Origin of the sequence: Streptomyces manipurensis, from assembly GCF_049570255.1 — a bacterium.
GTDB classification, from domain to species: Bacteria; Actinomycetota; Actinomycetes; order Streptomycetales; family Streptomycetaceae; genus Streptomyces; species Streptomyces manipurensis.
Map to the genome: position 1 here is coordinate 1,231,078 of NZ_CP186950.1, position 18,563 is coordinate 1,249,640.

The 18,563-nt window shown below is 73.5% G+C and carries 14 protein-coding genes and 1 pseudogene; 5 read left to right on the forward strand and 10 right to left on the reverse strand.

What is annotated here, in order from left to right; genetic code table 11:
* Window positions 1-87: 87 nt before the first annotated feature.
* From ACPU2J_RS05715 to ACPU2J_RS05730, 4 genes are all read right to left on the reverse strand, one after another.
* On the reverse strand, window positions 88-756 hold the full coding sequence (locus ACPU2J_RS05715; protein ID WP_420081467.1) for a DedA family protein: 669 nt from the start codon (window positions 754-756) through the stop codon (window positions 88-90).
* A 59-nt stretch (window positions 757-815) separates the two neighbouring features.
* Window positions 816-3,332: a glycoside hydrolase family 3 C-terminal domain-containing protein gene (locus ACPU2J_RS05720; RefSeq protein ID WP_420081466.1), complete on the reverse strand. Its 2,517-nt coding sequence runs from the start codon at window positions 3,330-3,332 to the stop codon at window positions 816-818.
* Between the two features lie 121 nt (window positions 3,333-3,453).
* On the reverse strand, window positions 3,454-3,657 hold the full coding sequence (locus ACPU2J_RS05725; protein WP_360870013.1) for a type II toxin-antitoxin system VapB family antitoxin: 204 nt from the start codon (window positions 3,655-3,657) through the stop codon (window positions 3,454-3,456).
* Between the two features lie 121 nt (window positions 3,658-3,778).
* The gene (locus ACPU2J_RS05730; protein WP_420081465.1) at window positions 3,779-4,231 is read right to left on the reverse strand and encodes a DUF4442 domain-containing protein; all 453 of its coding nucleotides are present in this window, start codon (window positions 4,229-4,231) and stop codon (window positions 3,779-3,781) included.
* A 96-nt stretch (window positions 4,232-4,327) separates the two neighbouring features.
* Between ACPU2J_RS05730 and ACPU2J_RS05735 the strand changes: the two genes are divergently transcribed.
* Entirely contained in the window at window positions 4,328-5,359 is a 1,032-nt protein-coding gene (locus ACPU2J_RS05735; protein WP_420081464.1) for a hypothetical protein, read from the forward strand.
* 81 nt (window positions 5,360-5,440) lie between these two features.
* On the forward strand, window positions 5,441-6,754 hold the full coding sequence (locus ACPU2J_RS05740; RefSeq protein WP_420081463.1) for an MFS transporter: 1,314 nt from the start codon (window positions 5,441-5,443) through the stop codon (window positions 6,752-6,754).
* 24 nt (window positions 6,755-6,778) lie between these two features.
* Here ACPU2J_RS05740 and ACPU2J_RS05745 read toward each other — a convergent pair whose 3' ends face one another.
* The 4 genes from ACPU2J_RS05745 to ACPU2J_RS05760 form a co-directional block, all read right to left on the reverse strand.
* Window positions 6,779-7,570: a spermidine synthase gene (locus tag ACPU2J_RS05745; protein ID WP_423834934.1), complete on the reverse strand. Its 792-nt coding sequence runs from the start codon at window positions 7,568-7,570 to the stop codon at window positions 6,779-6,781.
* 110 nt (window positions 7,571-7,680) lie between these two features.
* Window positions 7,681-8,529, reverse strand: coding sequence for a patatin-like phospholipase family protein (locus tag ACPU2J_RS05750; RefSeq protein ID WP_365138578.1), 849 nt, complete (start codon window positions 8,527-8,529; stop codon window positions 7,681-7,683).
* Window positions 8,530-8,632: 103 nt separating this feature from the next.
* Window positions 8,633-9,814 (reverse strand): elongation factor Tu, encoded by a 1,182-nt coding sequence (gene tuf, locus ACPU2J_RS05755; protein WP_365494949.1) that lies wholly within the window; start codon window positions 9,812-9,814, stop codon window positions 8,633-8,635.
* A 286-nt stretch (window positions 9,815-10,100) separates the two neighbouring features.
* Window positions 10,101-10,817 carry a DNA alkylation repair protein gene (locus tag ACPU2J_RS05760; RefSeq protein ID WP_423832893.1) on the reverse strand — a complete coding sequence of 239 codons (717 nt, stop codon included), beginning with the start codon at window positions 10,815-10,817 and terminating at the stop codon, window positions 10,101-10,103.
* 49 nt (window positions 10,818-10,866) lie between these two features.
* On the opposite strand from ACPU2J_RS05760, the gene ACPU2J_RS05765 reads away from it, so the two are divergent.
* Together ACPU2J_RS05765 and ACPU2J_RS05770 are read left to right on the forward strand one after the other, a co-directional pair.
* A complete protein-coding gene (locus ACPU2J_RS05765; RefSeq protein WP_365080884.1) occupies window positions 10,867-11,595 on the forward strand; it encodes a TVP38/TMEM64 family protein in 729 nt (242 codons plus the stop codon).
* Window positions 11,596-11,643: 48 nt separating this feature from the next.
* On the forward strand, window positions 11,644-12,522 hold the full coding sequence (locus ACPU2J_RS05770) for an undecaprenyl-diphosphate phosphatase (RefSeq protein ID WP_420081461.1): 879 nt from the start codon (window positions 11,644-11,646) through the stop codon (window positions 12,520-12,522).
* 378 nt (window positions 12,523-12,900) lie between these two features.
* On the opposite strand, the pseudogene ACPU2J_RS05775 reads toward ACPU2J_RS05770, so the two are convergent.
* Window positions 12,901-13,757, reverse strand: a pseudogene (locus tag ACPU2J_RS05775) (IS5 family transposase).
* A gap of 369 nt (window positions 13,758-14,126) precedes the next feature.
* Complete coding sequence (locus ACPU2J_RS05780; protein WP_423832894.1) at window positions 14,127-14,861, reverse strand: DDE-type integrase/transposase/recombinase; 735 nt, start codon at window positions 14,859-14,861, stop codon at window positions 14,127-14,129.
* Between the two features lie 622 nt (window positions 14,862-15,483).
* Here ACPU2J_RS05780 and ACPU2J_RS05785 point away from each other — a divergent pair.
* The gene (locus tag ACPU2J_RS05785) at window positions 15,484-18,327 is read left to right on the forward strand and encodes a LuxR C-terminal-related transcriptional regulator (protein ID WP_423832895.1); all 2,844 of its coding nucleotides are present in this window, start codon (window positions 15,484-15,486) and stop codon (window positions 18,325-18,327) included.
* Window positions 18,328-18,563: the final 236 nt, after the last annotated feature.

Consider the following 18,563-nt stretch of genomic DNA (forward strand, 5'->3'; position numbering starts at 1 on the left):
CGGGCGGGCGGCCGGCCCCGGCGGGCCGCCGCCGATCCGCCGCCGGTCCGCCGACGGCGCGTCCCGGGACCGGCCGGGACGCCGGTGTCACTGGCCGGCGGCGGCCCGGGCCGCGGGCTGGGCCGGGATCTGCGCCTCGGCGCCGGCCGCCGCGGCCGCCTTCTTCATCCGACTGCGCATCACCAGCGTCACCGCGAGGCCGAACGCCACCGCGAGGCCCAGCGCCAGCCAGGAGAAGCGCTTCAGCCAGGGCTCGGCGACGATCCCGACGGAGTAGATGACGGCCGTGGTGCCGCCCGCCCAGAGGATGCCCCCGAGGACGTTGGCGACGAGGAAGCGCCAGTACGGCATGTGCAGCACACCGGCCAGCGGTCCGGCGAAGATCCGCAGCAGGGCCACGAAGCGTCCGAAGAAGACGGCCCACATGCCCCACTTCTCGAAGGAGCGCTCCGCCAGCGCCACCTGCTGCGGGCCGAAGTGCTTGGGGAAGCGCCGGCCCAGCCGCTCCAGCAGCGGCTTGCCGCCCCGGCGTCCGATCGCGTAGCCGATCGAGTCGCCGACGATGGCGCCGGTGATCGCGCACAGGCCCAGGACCACGGGGTCGATCTCGCCGTGCTGGGAGGCGAGCAGCGCCGAGCTCACCAGGATGATCTCGCCCGGGAGGGGGATGCCGAGGCTTTCGAGCCCGATGACGAGACCCACCAGGAGGTAGATGCTGACCGCCGGAATCGTCTCCAGCCATTCCTGGATGTGCACCGGTGCGTCCTCCCGAGTCGTCCCCGGCGCGCCCCCTGTGACATGCCGGACGAGGCAGCCTATCCGCTCGCGACCACGACCTTGGCACGCAGCGGCAGGTCGCCGGAGGAGCGCCCGGCGAACAGCTCCCTGCGGCCGGTGCCCCGGACCCAGGCGTGCTGTTCCGCGTCCCAGGAGGACAGGGCCCGCGCGTCGATGTCGACGGTGACCCGCTGGGCCTGGCCGGGAGCGAGGGTGAGCCGCCGGTAGCCGGCCAGCGCCCGTACCGGCTGGTCCAGCCGGAGGTCGGGCGACGGGCCGAGGTACACCTGGGCCACCTCGGTGCCCTTGCGGCGGCCGGTGTTGCGGACGGTGAACTCCGCGCGCAGGCCGCTGCGTTCGGGGCGGACGGTGAGCTTCTCGTACTGCCACGTCGTGTACGACAGCCCGTGCCCGAAGGGGAACAGCGGGGTCACGCGCCGGGCGTCGTACCAGCGGTGGCCGACGTGGACGCCCTCGGCGTACTCCTGCCGGCCGCCCACGCCCGGGTAGCGCAGCGGGTCCCCGCCGACGGGCGTGCGACGTTCGTCGGCCGGGAAGGTCTGGGTGAGGCGGCCCCCCGGGTCCACGTCCCCGAAGAGGACGTCGGCGGTGGCTCCCGCGCCCTCCTGTCCCGGGTAGTACATCTGGAGGACCGCGCCGGTGCGGGAGAGCCAGGGCATGGTCGTGGCGGACGGGGTGTTGAGCACCACCGTCGTACGGGGGTTGGCGGCCGCCACCGCCTCGATCAGCTTCTCCTGGCCGCCGGGGAGCGCCAGGGAGGTCCGGTCGCTGCCCTCGGTGGCGTCCGCGTAGGCGAACAGGATCACACTGCGGGCCGCCTTCGCCGTCCGCACCGCCTCCGCGAGGTCCGCGGCCCGGATCGCCCCGGTGACGTGCCGCAGCCGGAAGCGCTGGCCCCGCGCGCCACCCTCGGCGGTGACGGAGAGCCGGTGGACGCCCGCCGCGAGGGTGAGGGTGCGGCGCCGGACGGCCTTGCCGTCGGGGGCCGTGCCGAGCAGTCCTCCTTCGCGGTGCTCGGCCATGCCCTGCCGGACGGGGAAGAGCTCCGCACCGTCCAGGCGCACGACGGGGCGCTTGCCGGTGTAGTGCACGAGCAGGGTCCACTCGTCGGCGGCCGCGAGGCGGAACTCGCCCTCGTGGCGCCAGACCTGCCCGGGGCCCACGGCGCGGTCGTCGAGGGCGGCCGCCGGGGTGAGCAGTCCCGCCGGGAGGGCTCTGCCGTAGAGGTCCTCGCCGAGGGCGTGGCCGACGGTCGCGCCCTTGCCGGCCCGCCGCCGGATGGCGGTGAGCGGGGCCTCGGCCCCGTCGGGGACCACGTGTGCGCTGCCCCCGCCGCCGACGAACGGCACCTGCCCGGTGGGCCCGATCACCGCGAGGGAGCGGGCCGCGGGCCCGGTCAGCGGCAGTGTGCCGTGCTCGTTGCGCAGCAGCACCGCCCCGGCGGTGGCGACCTTGCGCGCGAGGCGCGCGCCCGCGGCGGCGTCGCGCGGGGGCCGGGCGGCAGGCCTGGCCGCCAGCAGCCCGAAGCGGTCCATGGTGGTCAGGATCCGGTGGACGGCCAGGTCGACGGCCGCCTCCTGGACCGAACCCCCGTGCACCGCGGCGCGCAGCGGGGCGCCCAGGTGGGTGCCGCCGGGCATCTCCATGTCGAGGCCGGCGCGGACGGCCGCGACGGTGCTGTGGGCGGCTCCCCAGTCGGACAGCACCCAGCCGTCGAAACCCCAGCGGCCGCGCAGCAGTTCGTCGAGCAGGGGCCGGCTCTCGCAGGCGTGGACGCCGTTGACCTTGTTGTAGGCGCCCATCACGGCGCCCGCGCCGGCGGCCACGGCGGCCTCGAAGCCGCGCAGCTCGGTCTCGTGGAGGGTCTGTTCGGAGGCGATCACGTCGATGGTGTCGCGGCCCCGCTCCTGGTTGTTGAGGGCGAAGTGCTTGACGGCGGCGACGAGGCCCTCGTCCTGGATCCCCCGGACGGTCGCGCCCGCGAGGTCGGCGGTCAGGCGCGGGTCCTCGGAGAAGGTCTCGAAGTTCCGGCCGGCGTACGGGGTGCGGATCAGGTTGACCATCGGGGCCAGCAGGACGTCCTGGCCCAGGGCGCGGCCCTCGCGGCCCAGGACCCGTCCGTACTCGCGGGCCAGTGCCGGGTCGAACGCGGAGGCGAGCAGGACGGGGGCGGGCAGCGCGGTGGCGCGCCGGGCGACGCGCACCCCGGCGGGCCCGTCGGCCAGGCGCAGCGGGGGGATCCCCAGGCGCGGCACGCCGGGCACGTACCCGGCCTGCCCCAGCGGGCCGGGGTCGCGGGCTCCGTGCAGCAGGGCCGTCTTCTCGTCGAGGGTGAGCCGCTCCAGCAGGCTGTCGATCCGGGCCGCGCTCCCGGGTTCCGCGGGGGCGGGCGCGGGGGGTGCGGCGGGCGGGCGGCCGGACGCGGGGGCGCCGGCCCCCGGGGGCACGGCGGGGGCGCAGGCGGCCGCTCCGAGGGCCGCGCCCGCCGCCGCCGCGATCCGCATCGCCGAGCGTCTGGAAACGGCCTCGTTCATGGGGTCTCCCTGTGGCCCGGTCCGGCGGGGCGGGAGCGGTCCGCGCCGGACCGCTCCCCGGGCCACTGTGCGCCGCGGCGCGGCGGGGCCCGCACAGACGCGCCACCGGCGGCGCCCAGGTTCAGCCCTCCGGCAGCGGCGGGGGCAGGCTCTCGCTCTTGCGTCCGGGCTCGTCCTGCAGCTGGACCCGCGCCTCGGTGCGGTGCCCGCGCGCGATGTAGTCCCGTACGACCGCCTCCACCGCGTCCTGCGGGGAGCCGACCCCGGCGAGCACCATCACCTCCACCACGAGTTCGGCGTCGAGGCTGATGTTGACCTTGGCCACGGGTACCCCCTCCATCCCATCGTCGTGCGAGGGACTCTAGCGCCGGGGCGGGCTCCCGGGCCCGAAACGGCGCGTGCCCGCGGCCCCGGGAGGGGCGGCGGGCACGCGCGGGCACCGGTGGTCAGGCGTGGGGCCGCAGCGTCCAGACCACGGTCATCTCTCCGGTCACGGCCTCGTCCTCGCGCTGGATGGCGATGGTGACGGGGAACTCGGGGCGGCCGCCCGCGTCGAGTTCGGCCACGACCTCCGCGGCCGGGCGGCCCAGGGTGGCGGTGGCGGTGACGACGCCCTTGGCGAGCTTCTTGTAGCCGATCTCGGCCTTCACGGCGAGGGGCACGGCGCGCGAGAGCTGGTCGCCGAAGGCGGCCAGGACGATGGCGCCGCTCGCGGACTCGGCGAGGGTGAACATGGCGCCGGCGTGCGGGCCGCCGACGTGGTTGTGGTAGTCGGGCTGGTCCGGGAGGCGGACGACGGCACGCTCGGGGGTGGTCTCCAGGAACTGGAGGTTCAGGGTCCGGGCCATCGGCACGGTCGCCGCGAGCAGTTCGCCCACGTTCATCTGGTCTGCGCTCATGGAACGCGATGTTACCCACGGGTAGGCCCCGTTGGCCAGAGCTCACCGGGGGGCGGCCGTGGCTCCCCCGGACCGCTCCCACTATCGTTACCGGCCATGTGGCCAGGACAGCAGCAGCCGCCCGGGGGCGAACAGAACCCTCAGGACGCGCAACAGAACCCGTACGCGCAGCCTCCGGGACAGCCGGGGCAGCAGCCGAACCCGTACCAGCAGCAGCCCGGTTACGGCTACCCGCAGCAGCCGGGCTACCAGCAGCCCGGCGGTGTGCCCGGACAGCCCTGGGGCCAGCCCCAGCAGCCTCAGCCGCCCCAGCCTCCGCAGGGATCCGGCGGCAGCCCCTACTCGACGAAGACCGTGGCGATCGTCGCCGCCGCCGCGGTGGTCGTGGCGGCCGCCGCCACCGGCGCCTATGTGCTGACCCGCGACGACAAGCAGACCGAGGCCAACGACAAGCCGCCGGCCAGCTCCTCCGCGCCCCCCGCCGAGACCCCCGCCCCGGCCGGGAGCAGCCCCAACCCGCGGGCCGGCGGCGAGCTGAAGCCCGTGATCCCGGGCTGGAAGGTCGTCGTCAACACCAAGTACGGCGTGGCCTACGACGTGCCGCCCGAGTGGAACGTCAACGAGTCCGGCGTGATCCTCTTCTACGACGACGAGGTCAAGAACGACGGCAAGCCCGTCATCACCATGACGGGAACGGCCACCCTCAAGCAGGAGTGGTGCACGGTCGACAAGAACGCCGACGGCAGCATGGAGAAGTTCTCCATCGCCGACGCCGGCGTCAAGGGAGCCCAGGGCGCCAAGGACACCGGCCAGGCCGCCCGCGACAACACGGGCACCTGGGTCTGGGCGGGCTTCGCCCAGAAGGAGCCCAAGGGCACGGTCAAGGTGACCGAACCGAAGGAGTACACGACCTCCTCCGGCCTCAAGGGCCACACGGTGGTGGCGACCGCGGCGGGCGTGAAGAAGGAGCACAAGTGCTCCACCGACGGCAAGGCCGTCGGCTTCGCCTTCAAGAACGCCGTCGGCGACTTCGCCAGCTTCGCGCTCATCAGCGCCGCGGGCGTGAAGGAGGAGGTCGCGACGGACGTCTCCGACAAGGTCCTCAGCTCCGTCCGGCTCACCGGCTGACGCCGTACGCGTGCACCGCGTCCCCGCCCCGGGCAGGCAATCCGTTTGGATTTCCGGGCCCGGGGCGGGGATAGTCCGGGGGTGAGCCTTCCTCCCGACGCACTGCCCCGCACGCCCGCGCCCCGCCGCCGCCCTGCCTGGGCCGGCCGCAACTACACCCTCCTCACGGGCGCCGCGGTCGTCACGAACCTCGGCAGTCACGGAGCGCTCATCGCCTCGGCCTTCGCCGTCCTGGAGGCCGGCGGGTCCGGCGGCGACGTGGGCCTGGTCGCGGCCGCGCGGACCGTGCCGCTGGTCCTCTTCCTGCTCATCGGCGGCGCCGTGGCCGACCGGATCCCCCGCCACCACGTGATGGTCGCCGCCAACGCCCTGAACTGCGTCTCGCAGGCCGTCTTCGCCGCGCTCGTGCTCGCGGGCGACCCCCAGCTCTGGCAGATGATGCTGCTGACCGCCCTGTGCGGCACCGGCACCGCCTTCTTCAACCCCGCGGCCGAGGGCATGCTGCTCTCCACCGTCTCCGGCGAGCACGCCAACCGCGCCTTCGCGCTCTTCCGCATGGCCATGAACGGCGCCGGCATCGGCGGGGCCGCCCTGGGCGGGGCGATGATCGCCGCCATGGGCCCGGGCTGGGTGCTGGCCGTGGACGCGGCGGCCTTCGCCGTCGCGGGCGCCCTGCGCGCCTTCCTCGACGTCCGCGCCGTACCGGACCGGGCGCCGGGCGGCGGGCTGCTGGCCGACCTGCGGGAGGGCTGGGTGGAATTCCGCACCCGCCCCTGGCTGTGGAGCATCGTCCTGCAGTTCTCCGTCGTCGTCGCCGTGGTCGGCGCCGCGGAGGCGGTCTACGGTCCGCTGGTCGCCCGGGACCGGCTCGGCGGGCCGGCCCCCTGGGGTCTTGCCCTGGCCTTCTTCGGGGTGGGCACGATCGCGGGGGCCGTGCTGATGATGGTGTGGAAGCCGCGACGGCTGCTGCTGATCGGCACGCTGTGCGTGTTCCCCCTGGCGCTGCCGTCGGCGGGGCTCGCCGTGCCGCTGCCCGTGTGGGGCCTGTGCGCGGTGATGTTCGTCAGCGGCGCCGCGATCGAGGTCTTCGGCGTGAACTGGATGACCACGATGCACCAGGAGATCCCGGAGGAGAAGTTCTCCCGGGTCTCCGCCTACGACTGGTTCGGGTCGGTCTCGATGCTGCCCCTGGCCACGGCCCTGGCCGGCCCGGTCGAGTCGGCCGTCGGCCGCACCGAGGCCCTGTGGGGGTGCGCGTCACTGGTCGTGCTCGTGACCGCGCTCGTCCTGCTGGTCCCGGACGTCCGGCGGATGACCCGTCGGCCCCCGGCCCCCAAGTCGGTGACGCTCCCCGCCCCCGCGCCCGCCGCGGTGCCCGGCCCCGCCGACGTCTGACCGGCGGGCGCACGCACCGCCGGGTCATCCCACGCTGAACGCGCCCGCCGGCGGCGGCGGGGACGCGGTGGCGTCCGCGTCCGCCACCGGCTCCGCTCCCCGCACGAACCGCGCCAGCGCGTCCCCCGACTCCACCCGTGCGGGGAAGGCGTCGGACGCGCACCTCCGCGACAGCGCGGCCACCGGCAGGGCCGCGTCCGAGGCCAGCAGCAGCGCGTTCCCGAACCGCCTCCCCCGCAGCACGGAGGGCTCCGCGACGAGGGCCAGCTCCGTGAAGGCCGCGGCGAAGTTGGCCAGCTGCGCCCGCAGGAAGGCGAACGGCGCCCCGTCCGCGAGGTTCGCCGCGTACAGCCCGCCCGGCCGCAGCGCCCGGGCCGCGGCCCTCGCGTACTCCACCGAGGTCAGCTGCGCGGGCACCCGCGAGCCCCCGAACACGTCGGCCACGATCAGGTCGGCGCTCGCCGGGGGCGCCGCCTCCAGCCACGCGCGGGCGTCGGCGGTGTGCACGGTGACCCCGGAACCCTCCGGCAGCGGAAGGTGCTCGGCGACGAGCCCGACCAGGCCCGCGTCGAACTCGACCACGTCCTGGCGGGACCCGGGCCGCGTCGCCGCGGCGTAGCGGGGCAGCGTGAGGGCGCCGCCGCCCAGGTGCAGCAGGTCCAGCGGCAGCCCGGGCTCCGCCGCACAGTCCAGGACGTGCGCCAGCCGGCGTGCGTACTCGAACTCCAGGTGCTCCGGATCGTCCAGGTCCACGTACGACTGCGGGGCCCCGTCGACGGTCAGCAGCCAGGCCCGCTCGGCGTCCACGTCCGGCATCAGCCTGGCGGTGCCCTGGACCGTGTCCCGGACGACCGGGATCTGTTCGTCGCTCACCGCACCATTGTCCGGCAGGGCCCGGGGCCGCCGCGGACGCGGCCCCGCCTCCTCTACGGAGACCAGACGGCGGCCGCCTCGGCCACGTGCCCGGCGGCCTGCGCCAGTCCGGCGCGGGCCGCCGGATCCCGCCGGGCCGGGTCCAGGACGTTGCGCCCGAAGGCCTTGCGGGCGGCGGCCGACGGCGTGATCAGCAGTACCTTCGCCCCCGCCGCGCGCAGCCGGGCCGCCTGCGCCGCCGGGGACGGGACCAGCCGGGAGCCGAGCGTGATCGGGGCGATGACGACGACCCGTTCGTGGCCGGCGGCCAGGTCGGCGTTGGTGGCGGAGCGGATTCCGCCGTCGACGAACCGGCGCCCGCCGACCGTCACCGGCGGCCACACCCCGGGCACCGCGCAGCTCGCGGAGACCGCGTCGACCAGCCCGCTGCCGCTCTCCCGGTCGAACGCCTCCAGCTCGCCGGTCAGCGCGTCGACCGCGGTGACCACGAGGCGACGGCCCGGCCAGTCGTGCGAGACCAGGCGGGCGGCCAGCACCTTGCGGCGCTCCGCCTCCGCCCCGGTGTCCGCCGCCAGTGCCATGGCGCCGACCCTGCGGCGGTAGGCGGCCGCGTCGCCCCGGGAGCGCGCCATGGCGAGGGCGAACCGGGCGAGGGTGCCCGCGCCGAGCCTCGCCACGGTCTCGCCGGAGGCGTCGCCGAGCTGGCGCTCGTAGAGTTCCTGTGCGGTGAGCAGGCCGGAGGTGAGCTGGGCGCCGACCACCGAACCCGCCGAGGTGCCGACCACCAGGTCGGCCGTGGTGAGGTCGACGCCGGCGCGGGCGAGCCCGTGGAGGATCCCGCACTCCCAGCCGATGCCGGTGAGTCCGCCGCCGCCGAGGACCAGTGCCGTCCCGCCGCCCATGTCCGTCCGCCCCTTCGCCCGTGCCTGCCCCTGTGCCTGTGGTGACGGCAGTCTCGCCCAGCGGGCGCGCCGCCACCACAGGGGGGTCCCGGTCGGGCCGGGCTCAGTCCAGGACGGCCGTCACCGTGCCCGCGCCGACGGTGCGCCCGCCCTCGCGGACGGCGAAGCCGAGCCCCGCCTCCAACGGCACGTCCCGGCCCAGCTCGACGGTCATCTCGACGGTCTCACCGGGCCGGGCCACGGCCGCGGCCCCGAGGTCCACCACCCCCACCACGTCGGCGGTGCGGATGTAGAACTGCGGCCGGTAGCCGCCGGCCACGGGCGTCGTACGGCCCCCCTCGGCTCCGGAGAGGACGTACACCCGCGCGGTGAAGCGGCGCCGGGGCGTCACGCTGCCGGGCGCGGCGACCACGTGGCCGCGGCGCACCCCGTCGCGCGGCACCCCGCGCAACAGCAGCGCGACGTTGTCCCCGGCCTCGGCGGACTCCATCGGCTTCCCGAAGGTCTCCAGGCCGGTGACCACCGTCTCGGTCGGCTCCCCGTCACCACCCAGGACGCTCACCCGGTCGCCCGGGCGCACGGTGCCGCGCTCGACGGCCCCGGTGACGACGGTCCCGCGCCCGGTGATGGTGAGCACGTTCTCCACCGGCAGCAGGAACGGAGCGTCCGTGTAGCGCACCGGCATCGGGACGTAGGTGTCCACGGCGTCCAGCAGGGCCTCGACGGCCCCGGTCCAGCGGGGGTCGCCCTGCAGCGCGCCGAGCCCGGAGACCCGTACGACGGGCGCCGCGTCCCCGCCGTAGCCGTGCGCGGTGAGGAGTTCGCGGACCTCCAGCTCGACCAGGTCGGTGAGTTCGGGGTCCCCCGCGTCGGCCTTGTTGAGCGCCACCACGATGTGGTCGACGCCGACCTGCCGGGCGAGGAGCACGTGCTCGGCGGTCTGGGGCATGACGCCGTCGAGGGCGGAGACGACGAGGATCGCGCCGTCGAGCTGGGCGGCGCCCGTGACCATGTTCTTGACGTAGTCGGCGTGGCCCGGCATGTCGACGTGGGCGTAGTGGCGGGTGTCGGTCTCGTACTCGACGTGCGTGAGGTTGATGGTGATGCCCCGGCGGGCCTCCTCGGGGGCCCGGTCGATGCGGTCGAAGGGCACGAAGGAGGCACCGCCGCGCTCGGCGAGGACCTTGGTGATGGCGGCGGTGAGGGTGGTCTTGCCGTGGTCGACGTGACCCATGGTGCCGATGTTGAGGTGCGGCTTGGTCCGCACGAAGGCCGTCTTGGCCATGATCTTCTTCCCGTGGCTGGTGAGCGGAACGGGACCCCGGAACCGAGCCGACCCTCCCCCTGTGGGGTCCGCCGGACGATCCGGGAAGGGTCAGCTTCGTGCGCCGTCGAACGCGGCGGGGGCGGTTGCGCCCGCGACCGCGGGGACGACCGGGAACGCGGCAGCCTTCGGCGCGTCCGCGACTGCGGACGGCGCTGCGGGGAAGGCGAACCGGGACATGCCCCTGATCCTGCCGGAGCGCGCCGTCCGCGTCGAACGATTTACCGGGGCGTGAACTGCGCCGCGGTCAGAGGTTCCTGAGGGCCTCGCGCACGGACAGCGGTGACAGTGCGGACCGTTCGGCGGCGACGAAGGCGCGCACCGCCCCCGGGTCCGTCTTCGCGTACGCGCGCAGCGCCCAGCCGATGGCCTTGCGCACGAAGAAGTCGGGGTGGCCCGCCTGCCGCCGGCAATAACGGAAGAGCCGCTCGGCGTCGGTGGCCCCCTTGGAGCCGAGCTGGTGGAGCAGTGCGGTGCGGACCGGCCAGAGGTCCTCGTCGCCGATCCAGTCGTCCATCACCGGGACCAGTCCCGGATCCGCGGCGACCAGCGGGCCCACCGTGTGCGCGGCCAGCAGGTCGACGGTGTCCCACCAGGGGACGGTGGTGATCAGGTGCCGGACCACGGGCAGGATGCCGGAGGAGCACCGGCCGACGTGCCGGCGGAGGTAGTCCACGGCGAAGTAGTGGTACTCCCGGTGCGGCAGCCGCCAGCAGCCCAGCGCGAGCGCCGCGCAGTCGTCCTCGGAGGGCGGGGGAGTGTTCTTGGTCACTGTCCGGGACAGCTCCCGGCGCAGCGGCGCGGGGATGCCGAGGAACGGGGCCACGTCCTTCATGTAGGCGGCCATGTCCGCGGCCCTGGCCGGGTCGGCGGCCGCCGGGTACGCCGCCGTCAGCCGCTCCAGGAGGGTGTCCGCGAGGGCGCTCGGGGGCACCCCCGGGGGCCGTGTGCCGTTCGACAGCATGAGGCCCAGATTACGGCGCCGTGTCCCCCGGGTCGGCTAGTCTCCCGGGATGTCCCTCCTCCTCGCGCCGTGGACCCGGCTGACGCTGCTCGCCGTCCTGCTCGTGACGGCCGGTGTGTGCGTCCTGGTGTACGAGCCCCAGCGGATCCTGTCGGAGGGCTGGCCCCCCGGGCTCCCGGTGGGCGCGGCGGTGCTGCTGTTCGCAGCCGCGTACGGCGTGTGCTCGGCCGCCTTCGTACCGCGCCCGCTGCTCAACCTGGCCGCGGGAGCCGTCTTCGGCACGCAGTTCGGCCTCGTGGCGGCGGTGGGCGGGACGGTGCTCGGCGCGGGCATCGCCTTCGGTCTGGGCCGGGTGATGGGGCAGGAGGCTTTGCGTCCGTTCCTGCGCGGGCGTCTGCTGGAGGCGGCCGACGGGCAGCTGAGCCGGCACGGCTTCCGCTCGATGCTCGCGGTGCGGCTCTTCCCCGGGGTGCCCTTCGTGGTGGCCAACTACTGCGCCGCGGTGTCCCGGTGCCGCTGGGGGCCGTTCCTCCTCGCGACGGCGCTCGGCGTGGTCCCGAACACCACGGCCTACGTGGTCGCGGGGGCCAGCGCCGCCTCCCCCGGATCGCCCGCCTTCCTCGTCTCCTTCGGCTTCATCGTGGTCTCCGTGGTGGGTGCGGGAGTCGTGGCATGGCGCAAACGGCACCGGCTGGCACCCGCCGGGGGCGCCGCTCCGGCGTACGAACTGACGCCCCAGCACCCCCCTGTGGTCAGCGGCGCTCCGCACGGGCCCTAGCATCGGGGGCGAACTGCCCGACGATCACAAGGACGAGCGCACCCCGACATGAGCTGGTTCGAATCCCTAATCCTCGGTCTCGTCCAGGGGCTTACGGAGTTCCTCCCGATCTCCTCCAGCGCCCACCTGCGGCTGACCGCGGCTTTCGCCGGCTGGCACGATCCGGGAGCGGCCTTCACGGCGATCACCCAGATCGGCACCGAGGCGGCCGTGCTGATCTACTTCCGCAAGGACATCGCGCGGATCGTGTCCACCTGGTGCCGCTCGCTGTTCAACAAGGAGCTGCGCTCCGAGCAGGACGCCAAGATGGGCTGGCTGGTCATCGTCGGCTCGCTCCCGATCGGCATCCTCGGTCTGGTCTTCAAGGACGCGATCGTGGGTCCCGCCCGCGACCTGCGGCTGACGGCGACCACCCTGATCGTCATGGGCATCGTGCTCGGCGTCGCCGACCGGCTGGCCGCGCGCGACGAGGAGGGCGGCCGGCACCGTGCGGTCCGCGAGCGCAAGACCCTCCAGCAGCTCGGCGTCAAGGACGGACTGGTCTTCGGCCTCTGCCAGGCGATGGCCCTCATCCCCGGCGTCTCCCGCTCCGGTGCGACGATCTCCGGCGGCCTGCTGCTCGGCTTCACCCGTGAGGCAGCGGCCCGCTACTCCTTCCTCCTCGCGATCCCGGCCGTGCTGGCCTCCGGCGCGTTCGAGATCAAGGACGTGATGGAGACCCCGGGCCACATCTCCTGGGGCCCGACGCTCTTCGCGACGGCCATCGCCTTCTTCGTGGGCTACGCGGTGATCGCCTGGTTCATGAAGTTCATCACAACGAAGTCCTTCATGCCGTTCGTGATCTACCGGATCATCCTCGGCATCCTGCTCTTCGTGCTGATCAGCATGGGTGTCCTGAGCCCGCACGCGGGCGAATCCGGCGGCTGAAACCGGACTGCACAGGTAGCGCCATCCAGCGTTTTCCAGCGCCTGATTGCAGCACCTCGCCTCCCACCGGGGAGGCGGGACACGCCCCACCAGCGTATGTGCGTCCGCAAAGTAGGGGATGGCGCGGAAGGGCCCGCACGGCAGTGCGGGCCCTTCCGCTTGGCGGTGCGGGCCGGGATGCCGAACGGAGAATCAACGTTCAGCCGGGCAGGCGGCAGCGCCGTTCGGTGGAGCCGGACGGTCTGTGGATGGGTTGGCCGGGGTCAGGCTGCGGTGGAAGCTTCCCCGTGACCCCGGACACTCGACGTCCATGCTGCGAGGGCGTGCTGATGCCACTGCCTGGTCTCGGTCGGGGTGAGCTGGGCCGTTTCGTTTGGATCACCGCGCAGACCAGAGGAAGATGCTCGCGATGTGAAGTCCGGCCAGGCAGATGGTCGCGGTCTTCTCGTAGCGGGTGGCGATGCCTCGCCACTGTCTCAAGCGGTTGATGCAGCGTTCGACGGTGTTGCGTTGCTTGTACGCCTCGCGGTCGAAGGCGGGTGGTCTGCCGCCCCGGCTGCCGCGCCGCCGTCGGTGGCGGCGCTGATCGGCCGGCACAGGGATGACCGCCCGGATACCGCGCTTGCGCAGGTGTTCACGGATCGCGCGGGAGGAGTACGCCTTATCGGCCAGCACCACGTCCGGCCTTGTGCGGGGCCGCCCTCGCCGTCGAGGAACGCGAAGGCGGGCCATGACGTGAGCGAAGGCGGGTGCGTCACCGGCCTGTCCGGCGGTGAGCACGAAGGCCAGTGGCCGGCATTGGGCATCGGAGGCCAGGTGAATCTTCGTGGTCTGTCCGCCGCGGGACCGGCCGATGGCGTGGTCCGTCGGTTCGCTGGCTGGGGCCCCTTTTGCGAGCCCCAGCCGCATGCTGGTGTGCGCGCACGATGGTGGAGTCCACCGAGACAACCCAGTTGAGGTCGCCGTCGGCGTCGGCCTGTGCGACCAGCGCGGTGAACACCCGCTCCCAGGTGCTGTCGATGGCCCACATCCGCAGCCGGTTGTAGACGCCTCGCCAGCTGCCGTACTTCTCAGGGAGATGGATCCACTGCGATCCCGTCCGGAACTTCCAGGCGATCGCGTCGATCACCTGGCGGTGATCCCGCCACCGGCCTCCACGCCGCGGTGTCCGGTCCGGGTAAGGGTTCGATCCGCGCCCACTGCGCGTCAGTCAACGGCACACCCGGACCAACGATCAGATGATCGGAGAGTGGCGGACTAATCGCCAGAGAAGGCAATGCGCAGTTCTCCGTCCGCGCGGCAGCGTAGACCCCAGGCCAGTAGCGTCGAGACGATTTGGCTCCCGGCGTCCCCCAGCCGAGCAAGATCCGAACCTTCCAGCTCCCGTACCAAGCGGTCCACTGCCTCACCGCGCAGCACGGTGTCCCCATAAGGATCGACGTCAGCCAGGGTGGGCAGCCGGTGTCGGCCCAACGTTTCCAGGGCCGCCCAGAGCTCGTCATCGACAACTATCCGCTCAAGTGCCCCTGCTGCGGGACGCGGTCCTGGCTTCCGTCCGGTCCGAGCGGTTGAGACCCCGCGCCGCAGCTCGATGACGAGCGTCATCACACCCCCTCGTTAACCCCACGGATCATCGATCTTATCGACCAACAGCCCACTTTCATGATCCGAAAGAAACGCGCCCTGGCCGAAGGCCCTGTGCTTGCGCAGGCGGCGGCGGTCGTAAAGGGTCTCGATGAAGTCGAAGATCTCGGCGCGGGGGGTGGCCCGGCGGGCCAGAGGCGGGTGCCGATCTCTTCTTTGAGGAGCGCTTTGTGGCGGAATGCGGCTGACGTGTATTCGCTTCCGAAGTCGCCGTACATGACGCGTCCGGGGCGGAGTCGGGCCCGGCCGCGGGCCATCTTCAGGGCGTCGGTGACGAGGAAGGCGCAGTGGTGGTCGGCCCTGGCGTAGCCGACGATCTCACGGGTGACCAGGTCCGGCCAGCAGGCGAGGTGGAGCCAACCCTCGGCGGTGGGCAGGCAGGTGATGCCGCCAACCAGCTTGGTGCCAGGGGGCTCGGCGTGGAAGTCACGGCCGGTCAGGTCCGGGACCGGCCGGGCCTTCTTGTCCGCTCGGGTCAGCGAGCGCCGCTCGCGGCGGGTGACACCCTGGAGCCGGCCTGGCGCATGATCCGGGCGCCACGCTTGCGGCTCACCCGTCGGCCCAGACGCCGCAGCTCGGCGTGGATCCGCGGCCCCCTTATGTCGCGCGGGACGCGATGTGGAGCACGGCGATCTCGTGCGCGATCGCGTCCCGCCGGTACTCCGCCGACAACCGCTTCGTGTACTGGCTCCCACCTGGCACTACTTCCTCTGGAACCTCACGTCCGAGTCTCCAGGTGTCCACCATCAAGGGGAAGCTTCGCACGCTGGGTGATCCCGAAATGTGGATCGGAGCCGTCTACTGACCGCCGCCGGACAAGGGAGCAGATATCAAGCCATTCACCCCGCATTCGGCATATGCATTATTGAGTTGCGACATGAATGCGGCGTAGGGTGACCATTCGTCAACTGCATGTCAAGAGGTCTGACTGAAGGGCGCCCGAAGACCGAGCCGGAGCTGTGTGAGTGTCGGGGAGGGGGATCACATGCTCTCGAACGGTACGACAGACCGGGGAGGTGGTCCGGGTCGGACGCGCGGGGGGGCCTCGCCCGGACGAGCGGCGGCCCCGTCGCGGCCGGCGCGCGAGCCCGACGCCGAGCAGGCCCACGGCCGCACCGGGCGGTGCACGCCTCCGCCCGCACGCGCTCGACGTTCTCACGCTCCCCGCGACCCCGGACCACGGTTCCGCAGGGTCCGGCATTCCCCCTCGGGGGCCAGGACCCTTCCCCGGCGGTACCCGCATCGGTGGGTCATGCGCCCCGTCCGGCGCGACGCAGTCGTCTCCGTACCCCCCTCGAAATTCTGATCTGGAGCGTCATGGGTCCTCACGCACGATCGTTGCCGGAGGTCCGCGGCCGGGAACAACAGCTGGCTCGGATAGGCGCGAGCCTGCAGGACGTCACCGGCATCCGGCAGAGCCAGGTCCTCCTGGTGGGGGCAGGGCCCGGCGCGGGCAAAACCCGCCTCCTGGTCGAAGCCGTCAACGCCGCTTCCCGGAACGGTTTCGCGGTCGTCCATGGCGCCGCGGCCGGTTCCGGTGCCGCTCCGGGGACCGCGTCCGCCGGTACCCGCCCCCGCGCGTCCGACACCGCCGAGCAGGCGTTCCCGCACCCCAATGCCTGCTCCGTGATCGAGGCGGCGCAGACCTGGCTGCGCAACGACCTCGAGGACGTCCGCACCCTGGTCACGCTCGACGACCTCCATCTGGTGCCCCCTTCCTCCCTCAAGGCGCTGGGTGACCTCGTCGTGGCCTGCCGGAACCGCCCGATTCTGTGGCTGCTCGCCTTCACCTCGGAGCGGAGCTCCACGCCGCCCGAGCCGCTGAGGTCCCACTTCGCCAGGCTCCGGAGCCGGCTCCCGGTGGAACCGGTGCCGGAGCTCGCTCCGCTCCGGGGCGAGGCGTTGGCCCGCCTGGTCGCCGACTACGCCGGAGCCGCTCCCGCCCCGGCGCTGCTCGCCCTGGCGGAATGCCTCAACGGCGTACCGCGTGCGGTGATCGAGCTGGTGCGCGGTCTTGCCGAGGACGATGACATCGATATCGTCGACGGCATCGCCCACTTACGGCCGACCGTGCCCCAGGAGTCCTCGACGGAGGACAGCATGGGCGTGCCTCCACTGGTGCCGAAACGTTTCTCCGCTTTGATCAGGGAGGATCTCAGCTCTCTCGCCGAGCCCACGATGACCGCTCTCCGGCTGGCGGCGGTGCTCGGATCGCCGTTCGCACCGGACGATCTCTCCGCCATGCTCGGCGAAGCGCCGGTGGGCCTGCTGGCGGTGGTGGACGAAGCGGTCACCCGGGGGCTGCTGGTCTGCGGCGAGCACGACTTCTCGTTCCGCGACGAGCCGGTCTGGCGGGTGCTGCTCGACTCGGTGCCGCCTCCGGTGCGCGCGGCGCTGCGCCGGCAGGCCGCGGAGATGCTGCTGTCGCGTCCCGACGGCATCGAGCGTGCCGCCCTTCAACTGGTGCACATCGCCCAGCCCGGCAACGTGGAGGCGCTGCGCATCATCTCCGAGGGGTCCCAGCGGCTGCTGGCCGTCGATCCGTCGACCGCGGCGACGCTGGCGATCCGCTGCATGGCGCTCGTGTCCCCCGGGCAGGCCGAGCGTCTGCGGTTCGCGAAGACGGCGGTCGGGGCGCTCACCAGGGCCGGCGATCTGGACCGGGCGATCGCCCTGGCCAAGGACACCATCGAGGAGAGCATCGGATTCGCGGCAGCGCGCCCGCCCGCGGCGTTCGCCCACGGCATCGCCGCGCTGCAGGCCTCGATGGCGGCCGCGCTGCTGCTGCGGGGAGACACCCGGTCGGCCCGCCGGTCCGCCCGCGACGCGCTCGCCGGGCAGGAGGCCGGAACCCAGCAGCACGAGGCCGTCATCACTCATCTCGCCGCCTCCTACCTGACCGGCGACAGCACCGCGGTCGAGCGGGCGCAGAAGATCATGCGCTCCCCCGATCGGCACGCGCAGTCCGTGCGGGTGGCCGCGATGACCCATCACGCGCTCGGTCAGTGGCGCGACGGCCAGGTGGGCGATTCGGTCCGGACGCTGCGCGAGGCCGTCGCGCTCGATCGCCGGGGAGAGGAGGTACAGCTTCTCGATCCGCGCTGGTTCCTTGCCTTCGCGCTCACCCGGACCGACGAGTACGAGGAGGCGGACGCGGTCATCCAGTGCTCCGTGCGGACCGGCGTATCGGAGGCGAGGACGCTGGCGGGTGCCACCCCCGCTCTGCTCCGGGCACCGCTGCTGCTCGCCCGGGGCCGGCTGGAGGAGGCGGAGGCCGCCGCGAGGGACGCGGTCGGAACGGACGGTCCCTGCCTGCCGATGCTCGCCCCGCAGGCGTGGCTGGTGCTCGGCGCGGTGGCGCTGCGCCGAGGGGCGCTCGGCCAGGCCGCGGTGCACGTGAAGACCCTGGAGCAGGAATTCCCGCAGCAGGACTCCAACCCCTGGCAGGGCGCACACCTGCTGCTGAGCGCACAGCTGGCCGAGGCCCAGGCGGACATGGCGGCGGTGGCGGACCTGCTGTCGGGGGTCGCGGCACGGGCCGACACGCTCCGCGCACTCCTCCTGGCGGATCCGGCCACCGCCGCGTGGTGCGTGCGTGCCTCGCTCGCGGCGGACCTTCCGGACGTCGCCCGGACGGTGGCCGCCTCGGCGGAGTGCCTCCGCGTGCTCAACCCGCGGGTTCCCGCGGTCCTCGCCGCGGCCACACACGCCCGCGCGCTCGTCGACAAGGACGCGGACGCCCTGGCCGGGGCGGGACAGCTGCACCGGAACCCGTGGGCGCGCGCCGCGGCGGCCGAGGACCTCGGGGTCCTTCTGCTCGACCGCGGCGACCAGGAGGCCGCGATCGCCGAACTGGACCGTTCGATGGGCGAGTACGGCGTGCTCGGCGGCGAGCACGATGCGGCGCGCGTGCGGGCACGGCTGCGTCAGCTCGGTGTACGGCGCCGGCACTGGACGCACACGAAGCGCCCGGCATCCGGCTGGGAGAGCCTCACCAAGACGGAACGGAAGGTGGCGGAGCTGGTGGCCGACGGGCTCACCAACCAGCAGGCCGCACGTCATCTGTTCATCTCACCGCACACAGTGGGATTCCATCTGCGGCAGGTCTACCGCAAGCTGGACATCAGGTCCCGTACGGCCCTGATCCGGATCAGGGCATAGCGTCCGCCCCGCCCCGGTGACCCGTAGCGGCGGTCGTGGCCCTTGCGGTCGGGCACCCGCAGGGCGCGCTGCCAGGGGCTCCTGGGGCGTCGAGCGGACGGGCTGGCCGGTTCCACTCCCTGGAGATCAGCACGGCGTGGGCCGGGTCCGGCGAGGCCTCCCGCGCGAGGCAGGTGACGTCCGGGCCGAACCGTGCGCCCTCTCCGACCGGGGCCTCGACCTCGGAAGCCGAGTCG